16 protein-coding genes are annotated in these 15,822 nt (G+C 66.1%); 9 read left to right on the top strand and 7 right to left on the bottom strand.

Annotation, left to right across the window (positions count from 1 at the left end):
• The 3 genes from ACQR1H_RS14005 to flaF all read left to right on the top strand — a co-directional run.
• A partial coding sequence (locus tag ACQR1H_RS14005; protein ID WP_434907704.1) for a flagellin occupies nt 1-1,143 on the top strand: 1,143 nt, incomplete at its 5' end.
• A 228-nt stretch (nt 1,144-1,371) separates the two neighbouring features.
• Entirely contained in the window at nt 1,372-2,943 is a 1,572-nt protein-coding gene (locus ACQR1H_RS14010) for a flagellin (RefSeq protein ID WP_434907705.1), read from the top strand.
• Between the two features lie 371 nt (nt 2,944-3,314).
• A complete protein-coding gene (gene flaF / locus ACQR1H_RS14015; protein WP_315715999.1) occupies nt 3,315-3,680 on the top strand; it encodes a flagellar biosynthesis regulator FlaF in 366 nt (121 codons plus the stop codon).
• 489 nt (nt 3,681-4,169) lie between these two features.
• On the opposite strand, the gene ACQR1H_RS14020 is transcribed toward flaF, so the two are convergent.
• From ACQR1H_RS14020 to ACQR1H_RS14035, 4 genes are all read right to left on the bottom strand, one after another.
• The gene (locus ACQR1H_RS14020) at nt 4,170-4,556 is read right to left on the bottom strand and encodes a hypothetical protein (RefSeq protein WP_316180416.1); all 387 of its coding nucleotides are present in this window, start codon (nt 4,554-4,556) and stop codon (nt 4,170-4,172) included.
• A gap of 212 nt (nt 4,557-4,768) precedes the next feature.
• A complete protein-coding gene (locus tag ACQR1H_RS14025) occupies nt 4,769-5,254 on the bottom strand; it encodes a hypothetical protein (protein WP_316180418.1) in 486 nt (161 codons plus the stop codon).
• 56 nt (nt 5,255-5,310) lie between these two features.
• Nucleotides 5,311-5,697: a flagellar assembly peptidoglycan hydrolase FlgJ gene (flgJ, locus tag ACQR1H_RS14030; RefSeq protein ID WP_316180420.1), complete on the bottom strand. Its 387-nt coding sequence runs from the start codon at nt 5,695-5,697 to the stop codon at nt 5,311-5,313.
• Nucleotides 5,697-6,821, bottom strand: a complete 1,125-nt coding sequence (locus tag ACQR1H_RS14035; protein ID WP_315738786.1) for a flagellar basal body P-ring protein FlgI — start codon at nt 6,819-6,821, stop codon at nt 5,697-5,699. Before ACQR1H_RS14035 ends, flgJ begins: the two co-directional genes overlap by 1 nt.
• Nucleotides 6,822-7,091: 270 nt before the next feature.
• On the opposite strand from ACQR1H_RS14035, the gene ACQR1H_RS14040 reads away from it, so the two are divergent.
• Nucleotides 7,092-7,505, top strand: coding sequence for a flagellar assembly protein FliX (locus ACQR1H_RS14040; protein ID WP_316180422.1), 414 nt, complete (start codon nt 7,092-7,094; stop codon nt 7,503-7,505).
• Between the two features lie 16 nt (nt 7,506-7,521).
• Here ACQR1H_RS14040 and ACQR1H_RS14045 read toward each other — a convergent pair whose 3' ends face one another.
• Entirely contained in the window at nt 7,522-7,896 is a 375-nt protein-coding gene (locus ACQR1H_RS14045) for a winged helix-turn-helix transcriptional regulator (RefSeq protein WP_315804303.1), read from the bottom strand.
• Nucleotides 7,897-8,039: 143 nt separating this feature from the next.
• Here ACQR1H_RS14045 and ACQR1H_RS14050 point away from each other — a divergent pair, with 143 nt between their 5' ends.
• The 5 genes from ACQR1H_RS14050 to ACQR1H_RS14070 all read left to right on the top strand — a co-directional run bounded on the left by ACQR1H_RS14050 (nt 8,040) and on the right by ACQR1H_RS14070 (nt 13,610).
• The gene (locus ACQR1H_RS14050; RefSeq protein ID WP_434837863.1) at nt 8,040-8,651 is read left to right on the top strand and encodes an NAD(P)-dependent oxidoreductase; all 612 of its coding nucleotides are present in this window, start codon (nt 8,040-8,042) and stop codon (nt 8,649-8,651) included.
• 228 nt (nt 8,652-8,879) lie between these two features.
• The gene (gene dksA / locus ACQR1H_RS14055; RefSeq protein ID WP_170323279.1) at nt 8,880-9,245 is read left to right on the top strand and encodes an RNA polymerase-binding protein DksA; all 366 of its coding nucleotides are present in this window, start codon (nt 8,880-8,882) and stop codon (nt 9,243-9,245) included.
• Nucleotides 9,246-9,483: 238 nt separating this feature from the next.
• Nucleotides 9,484-11,541, top strand: coding sequence for a sensor histidine kinase (locus tag ACQR1H_RS14060; protein ID WP_434872501.1), 2,058 nt, complete (start codon nt 9,484-9,486; stop codon nt 11,539-11,541).
• 97 nt (nt 11,542-11,638) lie between these two features.
• On the top strand, nt 11,639-12,676 hold the full coding sequence (locus tag ACQR1H_RS14065) for an SDR family oxidoreductase (protein ID WP_434872500.1): 1,038 nt from the start codon (nt 11,639-11,641) through the stop codon (nt 12,674-12,676).
• A 142-nt stretch (nt 12,677-12,818) separates the two neighbouring features.
• A complete protein-coding gene (locus ACQR1H_RS14070; protein ID WP_316238736.1) occupies nt 12,819-13,610 on the top strand; it encodes a 2-keto-4-pentenoate hydratase in 792 nt (263 codons plus the stop codon).
• A 358-nt stretch (nt 13,611-13,968) separates the two neighbouring features.
• Here ACQR1H_RS14070 and flgH read toward each other — a convergent pair whose 3' ends face one another.
• Together flgH and flgA are read right to left on the bottom strand one after the other, a co-directional pair.
• Nucleotides 13,969-14,748 (bottom strand): flagellar basal body L-ring protein FlgH, encoded by a 780-nt coding sequence (flgH, locus tag ACQR1H_RS14075; RefSeq protein WP_315804298.1) that lies wholly within the window; start codon nt 14,746-14,748, stop codon nt 13,969-13,971.
• A 5-nt stretch (nt 14,749-14,753) separates the two neighbouring features.
• Complete coding sequence (gene flgA, locus ACQR1H_RS14080; RefSeq protein ID WP_316180435.1) at nt 14,754-15,818, bottom strand: flagellar basal body P-ring formation chaperone FlgA; 1,065 nt, start codon at nt 15,816-15,818, stop codon at nt 14,754-14,756.
• Between the last annotated feature and the right edge of the window lie 4 nt (nt 15,819-15,822).

Below are 15,822 nucleotides of genomic sequence, written 5' to 3' on the forward strand. Positions count from 1 at the left end.
TCGGTCGTCCAGAACGACAATACGACTCCGGCGGCGATCACCGGCTCGACCAAGCTGTCGGGTACGTCGGGCACCTCGTCGAACGACCTCGCCAGCGGCATCACGTCGGGTGAGACGCTGGTCGTCAACGGCACCACCTTCACCTTCGTCACCGGCACGTCCTCGACCGGCACCAACATCGGCATCGGCGACAGCGTCAGCAACCTGCTGTCGGCGATCCAGACCCAGACCGGCGTGACGGCGTCGATCACCGCGGGTGCGATCACCCTGACGCCGCCGGCGGCGGGATTGACGCTCTCGGGCAGCAGCGGCACCTTGGCCAAGCTCGGGCTGACTGCCGTCGGCGATGGCTTGTCGGGACAGACCTTGACGATCGGTGCCACAGGAGGTGGCACGGCGACGAGTGTCACATTCGGTCTCGGGACAGGGCAGATCAAGTCGCTGAACGACCTCAATACCCAGCTCGCAGCCAACAACCTGCAGGCCTCGATTGATACCACCGGCAAGATCTCGATCACCACGACCAACGACGCGGCGTCGGCGACGATCGGCGCGATCGGTGGTACGTCGGCTGCATCCAGCCAGGCCTTCAACGGTCTGACGGCGGCGGCTCCGGTGACCGACGCGACGGCGCAGACGCAGCGCGCGAGCCTGGTCTCCCAGTACAACAACGTGCTGGCGCAGATCAACACCACGGCGCAGGACGCCTCGTTCAACGGCGTCAACCTGCTCAACGGCGACACGCTGAAGCTGACCTTCAACGAGACCGCCAAGTCGACGCTGTCGATCACCGGCGTGACCTTCAACACCGGCGGTCTCGGCCTGTCGAACCTCACCTCGGGCACCGACTTCCTCGACAACAACTCGGCGAACAAGGTGATCACCCTGCTGAACTCGGCGAGCTCGACGCTGCGGTCGGAAGCGTCCACGCTGGGTTCGAACCTGTCGGTGGTGCAGATCCGTCAGGACTTCAACAAGAACCTGATCAACGTGCTGCAGACCGGCTCGTCGAACCTGACGCTGGCCGACACCAACGAGGAAGCGGCCAACAGCCAGGCGCTGTCGACCCGCCAGTCGATCGCGGTGTCCGCGCTGTCGCTCGCCAACCAGTCGCAGGCGAGCGTGCTGCAGCTGCTGCGCTGATCCGCACGCATCGCATCTCGACGACCAAGGCGGCGGGGGAAACCCCGCCGCTTTTTTTCGCCTGGTTTGGCCGTCCGGCCCGTATCAATACTGGTCTGGAACCGGACGCGAGTGGAGCTGAGGGATCGCAACCAGTCGTTAAGCAAGAAATTTAAAGCGCCATTAACCATGTTTTAAAAGTGGGTGGACTAGAACCTCCTGGTGAATAACTAGGAAGGTTTCACACACATGTCCGGTATCGTTCTCTCGGCTTCGGTTCGCCAAAACCTGCTGGCGCTGCAAAACACCGCATCGCTGCTGGCCACGACTCAAAACAACCTGGCCACCGGCAACAAGGTCAACACGGCGCTCGATAACCCCACCGAATTCTTCACCGCGCAATCGCTCAACAACCGCGCGAGCGACATTGCGAACCTGCTCGACAGCATCGGTAACGGTGTCCAGGTTCTCCAGGCTGCGAATACCGGTCTCACCTCGCTGCAGAAGCTGGTCGACAGCGCCAAGTCGATCGCAAGCCAGGTGCTCCAGGCTCCCACGGGCTACACGACAAAGTCGAGCGTGACCTCCGCGGTCATTCCGGGGGCGACGGCCAACAACCTGCTCGGCAGCTCCTCGAACAAGTTCGTGACCGGCTCCGCGGTCAACAACGACAACACCAGCACGGCGGTCGCGATCACTGGCTCCACCAGGCTGTCCGGCACGGCGAGCTCTACCTCGAACGACCTGGCGAGCAGCGTCACGACCGGCGACACGCTCGTGGTCAACGGCGTGGTGTTCACCTTCGTGGCCGGTTCGGTCTCGGCCGGCACCAATATCGGCGTCGGCGACACCGTCAGCAACCTTCTTGCAGCCATCGACTCCGTGACCGGTGCGACTGCGACGCCGTCCACTGTGAGCGGCGGCCAGATAACTCTCGCGACAGGCACGGCGCAGGATCTGACGGTCTCGGGCACGGCCCTGGCCAAGCTCGGATTGACGGCCGCAACCACGACGCGCAATCCGCCTGCATTGTCAGGACAGACACTGACCATAGCCTCGACAGGAGGCGGTGTCGCCACGAACATAACGTTCGGCACCGGCGCCTCGCAGATATCGACTCTGGCGCAGCTCAACACCGCGCTTGCGGCGAACAATCTGCAGGCAAGCCTCAGCACGAACGGCCAGCTCACGATCCTGACGACCAACGAATCGGCGTCGTCGACGATCGGCGCGGTGGCCGGCTCCTCCACGGCGGCAAGCCAGGCCTTCAATGGTGTGACCGCATCCACGCCGGTGGCCGACACCAACTCGCAGACCACACGCGCCGGATTGATCGCCCAGTACAACAACGTGCTGGCGCAGATCGACACCACGGCGCAGGACGCCTCGTTCAACGGCATCAATTTGCTGAACGGCGATACGCTCAAGCTGGTATTCAACGAGACCGGACGGTCCACGCTGAACATCACCGGCGTGACCTTCAACAGCACCGGTCTCGGGCTGTCGGCGCTGGTCGTCGGAACCGACTTCCTCGACAGCAACTCGGCCAACAAGGTGCTGTCGACGTTGAACAGCGCATCGACGGCGATCCGCTCCGAGGCGTCATCGCTCGGCTCGAACCTGTCGATCGTGCAGGTCCGTCAGGACTTCAACAAGAACCTGATCAACGTGCTGCAGACCGGCTCGTCGAACTTGACGTTGGCCGACACCAACGAAGAGGCGGCCAACAGCCAGGCGCTGTCGACCCGCCAGTCGATCGCGGTCTCCGCGCTCGCGCTGGCCAATCAGTCGCAGGCGAGCGTGCTGCAGCTCCTGCGCTGAGCGCGAACGCGCTGGAATAATATCTCATCGAAGCGGCGGGCCTTGCCCGCCGCTTCTGCGTTTGGCCATGCCGAGCGTGCCGGCACTGGTCTCCGTTCGATGTCGGGGAGCGGTAGTTGAGCTCTGCGAGAACGCCGTTGTTCGTGTAGTTCGCGCCGCCGGGTTGGATGAACAACGTACGATCTTCGTCCGGACATTTTGAATCAGCGCGTTCGCAAGAAATTAAGAGGTGCACCAAACAAAGCGATTTGCGGTGCTCCGTGACGCGACGAAACAAATTCCGCTAACGGCCGCTAACCATATTTTAAAGGCACACAAAGTACAAAACCTGAGCAGTTTGGTCGTGTCCCTGCGTCAGTCCGGAGTAGTTGATGTCATATGCCGCTCAAGCCTATGCCCGCACGTCGCAGACGACGGCATCACCACGGGAGATCGAAGCCCAGGCTCTGTTGAAGGCGGCACGGCAGCTGCAGGAAGTCCAGGCCAATTGGAATGGCCCCGATCGCAACATGTACAAGGCTCTGCTCTTCAATCGCCGCTTGTGGACGATCTTCATGAGCGCGATGGAGGCGGACGACAATCCGAATCCGCTCGACATCCGCCAGAACATCGCAAACATCGGCGTGTTCGTGATGAAGCAGACGATCGAGATGCAGATGGATCCGGATCCGGCGAAGCTCAAGTCGCTGATCGACATCAACTGCCACATCGCCGCGGGATTGTCCGGGCGGAGCTGACCACAGGGGCAGGGGCGGGAGGCGCGCCATCGCGACCGATATCGCCAGCATCCCGTCTGCGTCCGACAAGTCGAACCTGTTCAATACGGCGCGAAGCAACAGCAGATACGTGGCCGTCGATCCGAGCTCCATCAGGGCGGCTGGCGCGGAAGATATGCCAACGGGACGTCGTTCACGGTCTCGATCGCCAACGTCGAGGGCTTTCACGCCTAGGTTCGCTACCAGCGCGACGGCGTGAACAAGTATCAGGACATGCTGATCAAGCACAATGCGTTCAGGATCGGCGATACGAAGTTCACGCTGCCCGGCAACGGCAAGGCCTAGATCGAGAACGTGGTCACTGACGCCGCCTCGGGCCAGACCTATCTCGACACCGCCTACGCGATACGGAGCAGTTGATCCGCCAGAGCTGCGCCGCTCGATACGGCAACGCCGCCCGGTGGGGCGGCGTGCAGGCGGCGGAATGAAGCGGCTCGATCCCGCGGGGGCTCAGGCTGTGCGATCGGTCGCCACGACGCGCGGCACGTCCGCCTTCTGCAGATCCTTCTGCAGATCGAGCGTGTTGAAGTAGGCCCGGCGGCGCAGCACGGCCTCATCTGGATATTGGGTCACGACCTGGTCGGTCTTGCGGTTGACCACCTGGAACACCAGAGCGGCAGCGGCGCGATCGTAATAGGCCTGGCGCGACACCGAAAGATCGTTCGCGATGTTGACCGGGATGTCGTTGCGCACGGGGGCGCCGGGCTCGGCCGCGGTCACGGTCTGGCTGGGAGGAAGGTCCGTTGGAACAGCGCTCACCACCGCCTGGCTCGACGGTGGAATTATCGGAACGGACGCTGGCGTCCCTACCGGTCTTACGCTGAAATCGGAACTCATGGCAGCCTCCTCATGGCCATCGAGTCAATTCCCAACCCATCCCGCTTGCAACTATGCCGATGACCAATCAACGTTATGTTAGGAAATAGGATGAACGGCGCGTTGTGATTCGCCCGGGCCTTTTAAGCTTATCCGAGCGTTAAGCGGCGATGGCCGCGCGGCCCGTGAGGCGGCGCGGCGCTGCGATGCAGATGGGGGTCTGGCGGTGAGGCTCAGAGCGTCCGGCTGACGGCGAGCGGGGTGAGGTGCCGCGCCCCCGGGGCGGCGCGGCGGCCGCCGGCGGTATAGGTGCTGGGGATGTTCTTGCGCTGAACCTCGGCATTGACGCCGCGCACGATCTTTTCCGAGATCGCGTGCGCAGTGGCCAGCACGGTCAGGTTCACCTGCAGCATGGCGCGGAAGGTGTCGTGGTGACGGTGCAGGGTGGCGAGCAGCTCCGGCGCGGTCTGCTTCATGAAATTCTGGCTCGCCTTGAGGCGGCCCACGGCCGTGACGTAGTGACGGGACAGCTCGGTCTTCCTCGGGCCGAACGCCATGCCTTCGCGCAGTTTGCCGGCGCGGACCAGCTCGGTCTCCTGCTCGATGACGGCGATCAGCTCGCTCATGACGCTCACCATCTCGTCGGCGAGCGCGCGTGCCTCGGCGGCGCTGGTGGCGGCGGTGTAGGTCGTCTTCTTCGCCTGGCCCTGTGCGGTCATTTCATAACTCCCTTCGGCGCGAGCGTTTGCCGCCCACGCGCTTGTCACGCGAACATCTACGCTTTGCCGTTGGCGCCGGAGCTGCTGCCGGCCTGTTGCAGGATGAGAGTGCGGAAGACGTCGTTTGAGATGCCGACGCCGCCGGCCTTGGCGAAGTTCTTGGAATATTGCTCCGTCAGCATCGAGCGCCAGACGCCCGTGCCCGGCGTGTCGCCGAACGGACCTTCGCCCTTCACGCCGCTGGTCATCTGCGAGAACATGCTGTTGAGGAACATCGCTTCGAAGTCGGTCGCCGTCGCCTTGGCCCTGGCCTGCGCCTTGGGCGAGACCTTGGTCAGCGCCTCGGCGAGATCGAGATCGGTGCGCGGCGCGGTGACCGCCGCCGCCGTCGGCATGCTGAGGGCGACGCGGCCATGATAGGAGTCGATGAAGGACGTCGCCATCACATCACCTCGATGTCGGCTTCGATCGCGCCGGCCGCCTTGATGGCCTGGAGGATGCTGATCAGGTCGCGGGGACCGATGCCCAGGCCGTTGAGGCCGTCGACCAGCTGCTGCAAGGACACGCCGTCCTTGACGACCGCGAACTTCTTGCCTTCCTCGGTGACGCCGACGCTGGTGCGCGGCGTGACCACGGTGCGGCCGCGGGACAGCGGGTTGGGCTGGCTGACCTGCGGACTTTCGGAGATCGTGACGGTGAGGTTGCCCTGCGCCACCGCGACGGTCGCCACGCGCACGTCGCGGCCCATCACGATGATGCCGGAGCGCTCGTCGATGACGATCTTGGCGGCAAGGTCAGGATCGACCTGCAACTGCTCGATCTCGGTCAGGAAGGCGACGACGTTGCCCTTGAACTCCGCCGGGACGCTCAGTTGCACCGTCGACGGGTCGATCGGCTCGGCGGTCTTGACGCCGAGGAAATCGTTGATCGCGGCGGCGATGCGCTTGGCGGTGGTGAAGTCGGCGTTGCGCAGGGCAAGCCGTACGTTCGGCAGCCGGTTCAGCGCAAACTCGATCTCACGCTCGATGATGGCGCCGTTGGCGATGCGGCCGACGGTCGGCACGCCGCGCACGATCTTGGCGGCCTCGCCCTCGGCCTGGAAGCCGGAGATCGCGAGCGAGCCCTGCGCCACCGCATAGACGTTGCCGTCGGCGCCGAGCAGCGGGGTGACGAGCAGGGTGCCGCCCTGCAGGTTCTTGGCGTCGCCGAGCGCGGAGACCGTCACGTCCATGCGCGTGCCTTGCGTGGCGAATGGCGGCAGGTTTCCGGTGACCATGACTGCGGCGACGTTGCCGGTGCGGATGGTGGCGCCGCGGATGTTGACACCCATGCGCTCGAGCATCGCCTGCAGCGACTGCTTGGTGAACGGGATGTTGTTCAGCGTATCGCCGGTGCCGTTGAGGCCGACCACGAGGCCGTAGCCGATCAGCTGGTTCTGGCGCACGCCCTCGATATTGGCGAGATCCTTGATCCGCGAGGTCGCATTCGCAGACATGACGGTAGATGCCAGCGCCAGCACGGCGGCGCAGGCGACCTGAAACAGGCGCGTAGTTCGGACGCGTCGCATCCTATGCTCCCCTCGAACACTTCAAGTGATCACTCGGCCACTCCCATGACCGCATGATCGGCATCAACTATGCGAGCACCGTGCCAGGGCGATGCTCCGGGCTAACTCATTGAAAGAGTGTGAAATCAATCGCGAGCCTTGTTGCGATCCCGGGGTACGCCGGGGGAACGAAGCTGCCGCCCCGGCAGAATTTGCCGGGCCGTTTACGCACCGTTAACCACGACGGAGCCAATCTCCCCGTCGAGAGGCGGAAGCTTGCGGGAGCCATCGATGCGCATCTACGGACCGAAAGGCACGACGCTGGGCTCGTCGACGAGCGCGACGCGGAAGACCTCGTCCGGCGGCTTCAGGCTGCCTGATGCCGGCACCACGCAGGACACGCGCGCGACGCTCGCGCCGAAGCAGACTGCGAACATCGATGCGCTGCTGGCGCTGCAGGGCATCGAGGAGGAGCCGGCGGAGCGCCGCAAGCGCTCGGTCCAGCGCGGCAAGCGCGCGCTCGACGTGCTCGATGATCTCAAGCTGTCGCTGCTGTCCGGCAGGCTCGACACCGCGATGGCGCTGCGGCTGCGCGATGCCGCGGCCGACCTGAAGCAGACCTCGGGTGACCCGGGACTGGATGCGATCCTCTCCGAGATCGAGCTGCGCGTCGAGGTCGAGCTCGCCAAGGCCGGGCGGGGCTGAGACGCATCGCGCGCGTTCAAGCCGCCTTCGACGGCTGCTGCGCGTCGTAGCGGCGCTGCGCCGCGGTGACCTCCTTGAGATGGCGCTCGGCCCAGTCGCGCAGCGGATCGACCGCAGCGGCGAGCGTCAGCCCAAGCGGCGTGATCGAATATTCGACCGTGACCGGAACGGTCGCGATCGCGCGCCGCCGCACCAGGCCGTCGCGCTCCAGGCTCTTCAGAACCTGGGACAGCATCTTCTGCGAAATGCCTTCGATCGTCCGCCGCAACTGATTGAAGCGCAACGGTTCGTTGCGCAGCAGGATCAGGATCAGCACGGCCCATTTGTCGCCGACGCGATCCAGGATCTGGCGGGTCGGGCAGTCGGCGGCGTAGACGTTCGCGGCTCTCATCGGTTACTCCGGCGTGACCAGGTGATCTTAAAGTGCGCTCTTAACACCAGCGTTCGTTCGGCTATCTAGTCACTATCGGATACCGAGGTGGCTGCGTCCAGTCTCGGATCCGACCTCGTGATCTCGAACATAGGAGCTGCCCCATGAAGATCGCCGTCGCCGGCGCGTCCGGCCGTGCCGGATCCCGTATCACCGCCGAGCTGGCCAGCCGCGGCCACCAGGTCACCGGCATCGCCCGCAACCCGGACAAGATCGAGAAGCGCGCCAACGTCACGGCGGTGCAGGGCGATGCCAACGACCGCGCCGCGCTGGCGAAACTGTGGGCCGGCCATGATGTCGCGATCAGCGCGATCCATTTCCTGGTCAGCGATGTCGAGACCCTGATCGGAGCCGCCAAGGACTCCGGCGTATCGCGTTACCTCGTGGTCGGTGGTGCCGGCTCGCTCGAGGTCGCGCCGGGTGTGCGGCTGGTGACGACGCCCGGCTTTCCGGCCGCCTACAAGGCCGAAGCGGTGAAGGGCGCCGCGTTCCTCGACCGTCTGCGCCAGGAAAAGGAGCTCGACTGGACCTTCCTGTCGCCCTCGGCAATGATCGATTTCGGCGCCCGGACCGGCAAGTTCCGGCTCGGAACGGACCAGCTGCTGGTCGATGCCGACGGCAAGAGTTTCATCACCTTCGAGGACTTCGCGGTCGCGATGGCCGACGAAATCGAGCGTCCGGCGCACCGGCGGGCCCGTTTCACGGTCGGTTACTGAGGCCATCCACGGCGTCCCGCCGGCCGGGGTCGAATTTGCCTGTGCAACGGCCCGAACGGCGGGGCGCCCGTGCCGATGGAAATATTGTCTGTCACATGAGGCCGCTATATAACGCGGCCGCGAACGGGCGTATTCCGTCCGCCGGTGCCGAAACCGGCGCCAGCACGTACAGATGGGCTGACCTTGGAAAAGTTGAAGAACTACAAACCTTCCGAAAAAGAGCCTTTCATGAACGAACGCCAGCGCGACTATTTCCGCGCCAAGCTGCTGGCATGGAAGGAGGAGATCCTGCGGGAATCGAAGCTCACCCTGCAGGCTCTGCAGGAGGAGAACGTGAACCATCCGGACCTCGCCGACCGCGCGTCGTCGGAGACCGACCGGGCGATCGAGCTTCGCGCCCGTGACCGCCAGCGCAAGCTGATCTCCAAGATCGACGCGGCGCTCCAGCGTATCGAGGACAACACCTACGGCTATTGCGAGGAGACCGGCGAGCCGATTTCGCTGAAGCGGCTCGAGGCCCGTCCCATCGCGACGCTGTCGGTGGAGGCGCAGGAACGCCACGAGAAGCGTGAAAAGGTCTATCGCGACGAGTAGATCGCGACGCTGACCTGAACGAGCAGGGATTGCGGCCGCTTGCCGGGTGCGGCCGCAGTGTTGACGGCCGAGACGCGTTCGTGCGGTCCGCACAGGCTGTGCGGGAGCGAACGCAAGCGCCTTTGTTCTCCAAACATCCGGAACTTTTCGGCGTCTGCTGAATTATCTGCGGTTCCATCTCGGAACGCCGCGGGGAATCATGGGCGAGCCGAACATAGCCAGAGGCGCGCTGGCAACGATGCAGCGTTCCTACGGCGTCCTGAGCATCAAGGGACGCCTCCTTCTGCTGGCCGGCATTCTGTTCCTGCCCTGCGTCGGGCTGATCGCCTATGTCATCGTGTCGATGGCGCAATCTGCCGACGCCTCGATCCGGCGCGGCCTGTCCTATGCCGCGCAAACGATCTCCGGTGCCGTCGACGCCGAACTGCGGCGCTACATCGCGCTCGCGGAGGTGCTGGCGAAGTCGCCTGATCTCAGCGCTGCCGATCTCAGCAGCTTCGAGGCAGAGGCGCGCCGTGTCGGTGCGGTCAGCGGCGAAGGCTGGATCATCGTGTCCGACGCCAGCGGCCGGCTGCTGCTCAACACCATCGCAACGCCGGGCAAGCCGCTCGGCGAGCGCACTCCCGAGGGCCGGCGCTCGCAGGAGCGGGCGTTTCAGTCGGGGCGGCCGTCGATCTCGGACATCTTTACCGGCCCCAACTCCGGCGCGTGGGTGGCGACCGTCGATGTCCCCGTCTTCAAGGACGGCAAGCCGTTCCGCTGCCTTTCGATTGCCATGCCGGCCGCGAGCTACACCCGGCTGCTGGCCCAGCAGCAGCTGCCGGCCGACTGGCTGGTCGGCATCATGGACGGCCAGGGCCGCTACGTTTCGCGCATCCCGAAGAACGCGACCACGACCGGGCAGCCGGCGTCTGCCGGCTGGCGGGCGACGGCCAAGGCCGAGGGGATTGCGGAGTTTCCGTCGATCGAGGGCGATCGGGTCATCAACGCCAATGCGCGTCCCCAACTGAGCGACTGGACGGTCGGGGTCGGCATCAAGCAGGCGGCCTTCGCCCAGGCGATCTCCTCGACGGTCCAGACCGCGACCATCGTGGCGACGACGATCTGTGCCTTGGCGCTGCTGCTGGCGGCCGGCATCGGCCGAAGCATCGCCCGGCCGCTCGAAAGCATCGCCGTCAAGAGCGCCATCCCCGGCGAGGCCGCGCCCGCCGATCCCCCGGAGGTCCGGGCGCTCAACGCCCGACTGGCTGCGGCCGAAAGGGCGCAGGCGGAGAGTGCACGCGTCATCCAGGAGAATTTCGGGATGCTCGCCCAGGCCAGGGACGATGCGTCGCGCACGGCCGGGCAGCTCAAGCTCGCCGCGAAATACGGACGGCTTGGCACCTTCACCTGGGACGGCAGATCCGGCGCCAGCCACTGGTCCGATGAGATCGAAGAGCTCTATGGGCTTGCGCCGGGCACGTTCCCCGGGACCTATGACGCCTGGCTGGCGCTGGTGCATCCCGAGGATCAGGCGCGTGCCGACCGGGACAACAAGCAGGCGCTGATCACCGGGGAGCTCGATTCGGAATGGCGGGTGCCGCTGCCCGACGGCTCGATCCGGTGGATCGAGGCGCGCGCCCGCATGCTGGGCGGCGAGGGCGGCGGCGATCCGTACATGATCGGCGTGAACATCGACGTCACGGCCGCGAAGGAAGCCGACCGCAAGCGCGAGCTGCTGGTGCATGAGCTCGCCCATCGCGTCAAGAACAGCCTCGCCGTGGTGCAGTCGCTGGCGCATCAGCTGCTGCCGCGCCACGACGCCAAGGTCCGCGATTTCACCTCGCGCCTGCATGCGCTGGCGACGGTGCACACCAGCCTCGCCGAGAACGACTGGCAGGGCGCCGATCTCGCCGTGCTCATCAGGAGCCAGGTCGCGCCGTTCGCCGGCACACCGGATCAGCTCGCGACCAGCGGCCCCGCCGTCCTGGTCCCGGTCGAGCTGACGACGCAGCTGGCGCTCGTCATCCACGAGATGGCCTGCAACGCCAGCAAATACGGCGCGCTTACCACGCCCAACGGTCACGTCGATGTCAGCTGGTCGCTGGCGCAGGACGCGCTGCATGTCCGTTGGCAGGAGAGCGGCGGCCCGCCGGCAACAGAGCCGCCGGTGGTCGGCTTCGGCAGCCGGCTGCTGACCCGCACCGTCAGGCATCTGCAGCGGACGTTTGCCGAGAGCGGGCTGACCTGCCAGTTCGAGCTGCCCTGGCTCAGGACGCCTGGCGAGAGTTCGGTGGCCGCAACGGAAGCGAGCTGAGCGCCGGCGCGCGAAGCGCAGCGGGTCCCGACATGGCCTTGCCATCGCGCACTGCCATCCTTGCGCCCAGGAGTCCTGCCCGGAGAACGCAATTCTGATGAGCGAGGTTCTGGTTACCGGCGGCTCCGGCTTCATCGGGGCGCATGCGATCCTGCAGCTGCTGGCCGCGGGCCACCGTGTCCGCGCGACCTTGCGCAGTCCCGATCGGCGAAGCGAGGTTTTGACAATGCTCCGGCGCGGCGGTGCGACCGACACCGGGCCGCTGTCGTTTCATGCCGCCGATCTCAACAGCGACGAGGGCTGGTCGGCCGCGGTCGACGGGTGCGATTATGTCCTGCACATCGCCTCGCCGCTGCCAGCCGCCGTGCCCAAGGATGAGAGCGAGCTCATCGTGCCGGCCCGCGAGGGCACCTTGCGGGTGCTGCGGGCGGCGCGCGATGCCGGTGTCAGGCGCGTGGTGGTGACCTCATCCTTCGCCGCGGTCGGCTACGGCCACGAGGGGCGGCGCCGGCCGTTCGACGAGACCGACTGGAGCCGGCTCGATGGTCCGGGCATTCAACCCTATCCGAAGTCCAAGACCCTCGCCGAGCGCGCGGCCTGGGAGTTCATCGCCCGCGAGGGCGGCGCGCTGGAGCTTGCAACGATCAATCCGGTCGCCGTGCTCGGCCCTGTCCTGGGCCCGGATTTCTCGACCTCTATCGCGATGGTGCAGGCGCTGCTGGCCGGCCAGGCCCCCGCCGTGCCCCGCATCAGCTTTGGCCTCGTCGACGTGCGCGATGTCGCCGACCTGCATCTGCGGGCGATGACAGACCCGGCCGCCAACGGCGAGCGCTTCCTGGCGATGGCGGGCCGGAGCGTCTCGCTGCTGGAAATCGCGCAGGTCCTGCGCGCGCGGATGGGCGTCGGCGGGCGACGGGTGCCACGGCATGAGCTGCCTGACTGGCTGGCGCGCCTGCTCGGCGTGGTGGTGCCGCAGCTACGCGCCGTGCAGCCGCTGCTTGGGCGTTATTGCGAGGCGAGCGCCGACAAGGCGCGGCGTCTGCTCGGCTGGAGTCCACGCTCCAACGAGGACGCGATCGTCGCCACTGCGGAAAGTCTGCTCGAACTCGGTATCGTGAAACGTGAAATCGGTTGAACGAGCCGCTTGCGCCGCGGCCGCGCCGTCTCAAATTGTTGATGAAGCTGAGATGGGAGTCCAAAACTCGTTTATAAACAATCCGTTCACCATAGATCCTGCGATGCCGGTTCGGGCCGCGGGCCAGGGGAGTTGAAGGGCCATGGGAGCAGACGAGATCCTTGCCGCTGCGCGACTGATCGTGGATGCCCGCAAGCAGCGGGCGCCCCTGGGGGCTCTGCCGCCTCAGCTTCAGCCGAAGGATGAAGCGGCCGGCTATGAGATCCAGCGCGAAGTCCATTGGCTGCTCGCCGAGCAGGCCGGTGACTTCGCCGGCTACAAGATCGGCTGCACCAGCAAGGTGATGCAGGACTATCTTGGCATTCCGCATCCCTGTTCCGGCGGAGTGTTCGCGTCCGGTATTCACCAGACAGGTGTCGAACTGCGCACGGCCGACTTCGTCCGCGTGGGCGTCGAATGCGAGATCGCCGTGCGGCTCGAGCACGACCTGCCGCCGTTGGACGCGCCGTTCACCATGGATCGGGTCATCGAGGCGATCGGCGACTGTCATGCGGCGATCGAGATCGTCGACGACCGTTATGTGCAATGGCAGACGCTGGGAGCGCCGACGCTGGTCGCCGACGATTTCTTTGCTGCCGGCTGTGTCCTCGGCCCGGCGCTCCCACGCGCTGCCGTGGCGGACCTGGCCGCTGTGCAGGGCCGTGCCATCGTCAACGGCACCCTGGTCGGCGAGGGCACAGGCGCGGATGTGCTGGGACATCCGGTCCATGCGCTGGCCTGGCTTGCTAATCATCTCGCCGCGGGTGGTGACGGGCTCGAGGCCGGGCAGCTCGTCCTGACCGGCAGCCTGGTCAAGACGATCTGGCTGGGCGCGGGCGACCGGGTACGGATGGAGCTGGACGGCCTCGGCGTGGTCGAGGCCGCGTTGGTGTGAGCCGAGGTGGCGCTGGAACGCTTTGAGCTGGCGTCCATCAGCTCGGGTGTGACAACTAAAACGAACACGGCCTCCGGCAGGGGAGCTACCGGAGGCCGCGTATACATCACCCGCCGCGCCTAGGTTCGCATAGGGCAATGTGGGAGCTCGTTTTCAGAGAAGGGCGGCGGCTGCGGGGTCATGCGCCATGACCCATATCGCGCTCGGCCAATCCCTTGTCCGACCCTCCCGCCTGGGGAGGGATTTCGGTCGTGTGTCCTGGTCCTCGTTTCGATTCGCGCCTTGCGAGGTCATCGCATGGGCGGCTTCCAGTGCGACCGGGCGGCGCTCCGTCCGGTCCTTGATGCTGAGGTTTGCCTCAGAACGGCAGCAGGATGTCCATGACCTGCTGGCCGTAGCGCGGCTGCTGGATGTCGGTGATCTGGCCGCGGCCGCCGTAGGAGATGCGGGCCTGGGCGATCTTGGTGGAGTCGATGGTGTTGTCGCTCTGGATGTCCTCGGGGCGGACGATGCCGGCCACGATCAGCTCGCGGATCTCGTAGTTGACCCGGATCTCCTGCTTGCCTTCGACGACGAGGTTGCCGTTCGGCAGCACCTGGGTCACGACCGCGGCGACGCTGGTGGTCAGGGACTCCGACCGCTGGATGGTGCCCTTGCCGTCGGAGGACGAGGTGCCGTCGGCGGTCAGGATGCGGCCGGGCAGCACCTTCTGCGCCTGCACGCCGAGCGTCTTCGCGCCGATGAAGTCGGTGATGCCCGAATCCTCCTTGTTGGTGCGGCTGCGCTGGGTTTCGTTGGCGAAATTGGCCTTGTCGGAGATGCTGACCGTGACGGTCAGGAGGTCGCCGACCTGACGGGCGCGCTGGTCCTTGAAGAAGGCGCGCGAGCCGTTACGCCACAGCGAGTTCGGCGCGTAGGACACGGTCTCGGGTTTCGGCATCGGCATCTGTACCGGCTTGTAGCCCGGCTGCGTGGTCGGATTGTCGATCTCCGTCAGCTTCGGCCGCTCGCCGATCTGGCTGAGACGGTCGATCGAGGAGCATCCGCCGGCGATCGACAGCACCGCGAAGGAGACCGAGATCAGCGCGACCCGGCGCAGGCTCGATGCGCCCCGATCATCAAACTTGAACTTCGACATGAAACTTACTCGGCTTTCGGGGTGGCGGAGGTGGGAAGGCGGCTGGCGACGGCCACGGGCGCGGCGATGTCCGCTTCGGAGGTCTGCGCCGGCTTGGCGACGGCGATGTCGACGGAGACCTGGCCGCGACCCGAGACGCGGCCGGTCACGGTGCGCTTGGACTGCAGATTGAGCACGCTGACGACATCGCCTTCGGTGCCCGACTCCAGCGCCTTGCCGCGCGTGGTGAGATAGATGCCGGCGGTCTGAAAGATCAGCGTGACCGCCTGGTCGCGCTGCACGAGGTCGGGCTTGGCGAGGTCGGTGGTCTTGAGCGCCTGGCCCGCGCGCGCCGGGCGGCGCATCTGCATGCCCACCGCGAGCTCGCGCGAGGCGGGTTCGCCGCCGCCGAGCTCGGCACGCGGCCGTCGCTCGGTCTGCAGGTCGCCGGAGCGGATCATCTCGTTGCGATCGATGTTGCGGGTCAGCACCACGGCCTCGACGGTCTCGATCGCCGTGCCGGTGTAGCGCAGCTTGGTCGTACCAGCGCCATTGGCCTGGCCGAGCTCCAAGGTGATGTCGAAGCGGCCGCTGCGTGGGTCGAACCGGACGCTGGTCGGCGCCAGCGTGCCCGACATCGACGCCTCGAATTTGAGGTCCTGCACCGGCTGGTCGAAGCTGATGCTGAGGTTGGCGGCATCGCCAAGGCCGTTGCGGTGATCGAGCGCCTGGGCCACCGCCGCGCCGATCTCCTTGGCATCGACGGCGCGCGCCAGCCGCGTGACCGCGACCTCCTTGATGTCGCGGACCTCGACGCCGATCACCTGGTGGGTGCGCAGGGTCGCGATCACCTGCGCGGCCGGCAGCACGCCGGTGGTGCCGAGGTCGGGCGCGCGGTAGACGGCGATGTTGGCCGCGACGCCCGCATTGTCGATCAGGTCGCCGACGCGAACGATGTCGCCGGTGACGTTCACGGTGGAGCGCAGCACGGGCGCCTTGATCTGGTCGTCGGCCTCGCCGGCCAGCGCCGAGAGCGCAGTCGAGGCGAGCAGGGCAGCCGCAAGAAGGAAGGGACGGACGGTACGGGTCATGACG

Source organism: Bradyrhizobium sp. HKCCYLRH2015, from assembly GCF_051168215.1.
Taxonomy (GTDB): domain Bacteria; phylum Pseudomonadota; class Alphaproteobacteria; order Rhizobiales; family Xanthobacteraceae; genus Bradyrhizobium.

Bases quoted from the DNA above. Each gene is read 5' to 3' on its own strand.
- ACQR1H_RS14010 (WP_434907705.1), top strand. From the start codon at position 1,372: ATGTCCGGTATCGTTCTCTCGGCTTCGGTTCGCCAAAACCTGCTGGCG.
- flaF (WP_315715999.1), top strand. From the start codon at position 3,315: ATGTCATATGCCGCTCAAGCCTATGCCCGCACGTCGCAGACGACGGCA.
- ACQR1H_RS14020 (WP_316180416.1), bottom strand. From the start codon at position 4,556: ATGAGTTCCGATTTCAGCGTAAGACCGGTAGGGACGCCAGCGTCCGTT.
- ACQR1H_RS14025 (WP_316180418.1), bottom strand. From the start codon at position 5,254: ATGACCGCACAGGGCCAGGCGAAGAAGACGACCTACACCGCCGCCACC.
- flgJ (WP_316180420.1), bottom strand. From the start codon at position 5,697: ATGGCGACGTCCTTCATCGACTCCTATCATGGCCGCGTCGCCCTCAGC.
- ACQR1H_RS14035 (WP_315738786.1), bottom strand. From the start codon at position 6,821: ATGCGACGCGTCCGAACTACGCGCCTGTTTCAGGTCGCCTGCGCCGCC.
- ACQR1H_RS14040 (WP_316180422.1), top strand. From the start codon at position 7,092: ATGCGCATCTACGGACCGAAAGGCACGACGCTGGGCTCGTCGACGAGC.
- ACQR1H_RS14045 (WP_315804303.1), bottom strand. From the start codon at position 7,896: ATGAGAGCCGCGAACGTCTACGCCGCCGACTGCCCGACCCGCCAGATC.
- ACQR1H_RS14050 (WP_434837863.1), top strand. From the start codon at position 8,040: ATGAAGATCGCCGTCGCCGGCGCGTCCGGCCGTGCCGGATCCCGTATC.
- dksA (WP_170323279.1), top strand. From the start codon at position 8,880: ATGAACGAACGCCAGCGCGACTATTTCCGCGCCAAGCTGCTGGCATGG.
- ACQR1H_RS14060 (WP_434872501.1), top strand. From the start codon at position 9,484: ATGCAGCGTTCCTACGGCGTCCTGAGCATCAAGGGACGCCTCCTTCTG.
- ACQR1H_RS14065 (WP_434872500.1), top strand. From the start codon at position 11,639: ATGAGCGAGGTTCTGGTTACCGGCGGCTCCGGCTTCATCGGGGCGCAT.
- ACQR1H_RS14070 (WP_316238736.1), top strand. From the start codon at position 12,819: ATGGGAGCAGACGAGATCCTTGCCGCTGCGCGACTGATCGTGGATGCC.
- flgH (WP_315804298.1), bottom strand. From the start codon at position 14,748: ATGTCGAAGTTCAAGTTTGATGATCGGGGCGCATCGAGCCTGCGCCGG.
- flgA (WP_316180435.1), bottom strand. From the start codon at position 15,818: ATGACCCGTACCGTCCGTCCCTTCCTTCTTGCGGCTGCCCTGCTCGCC.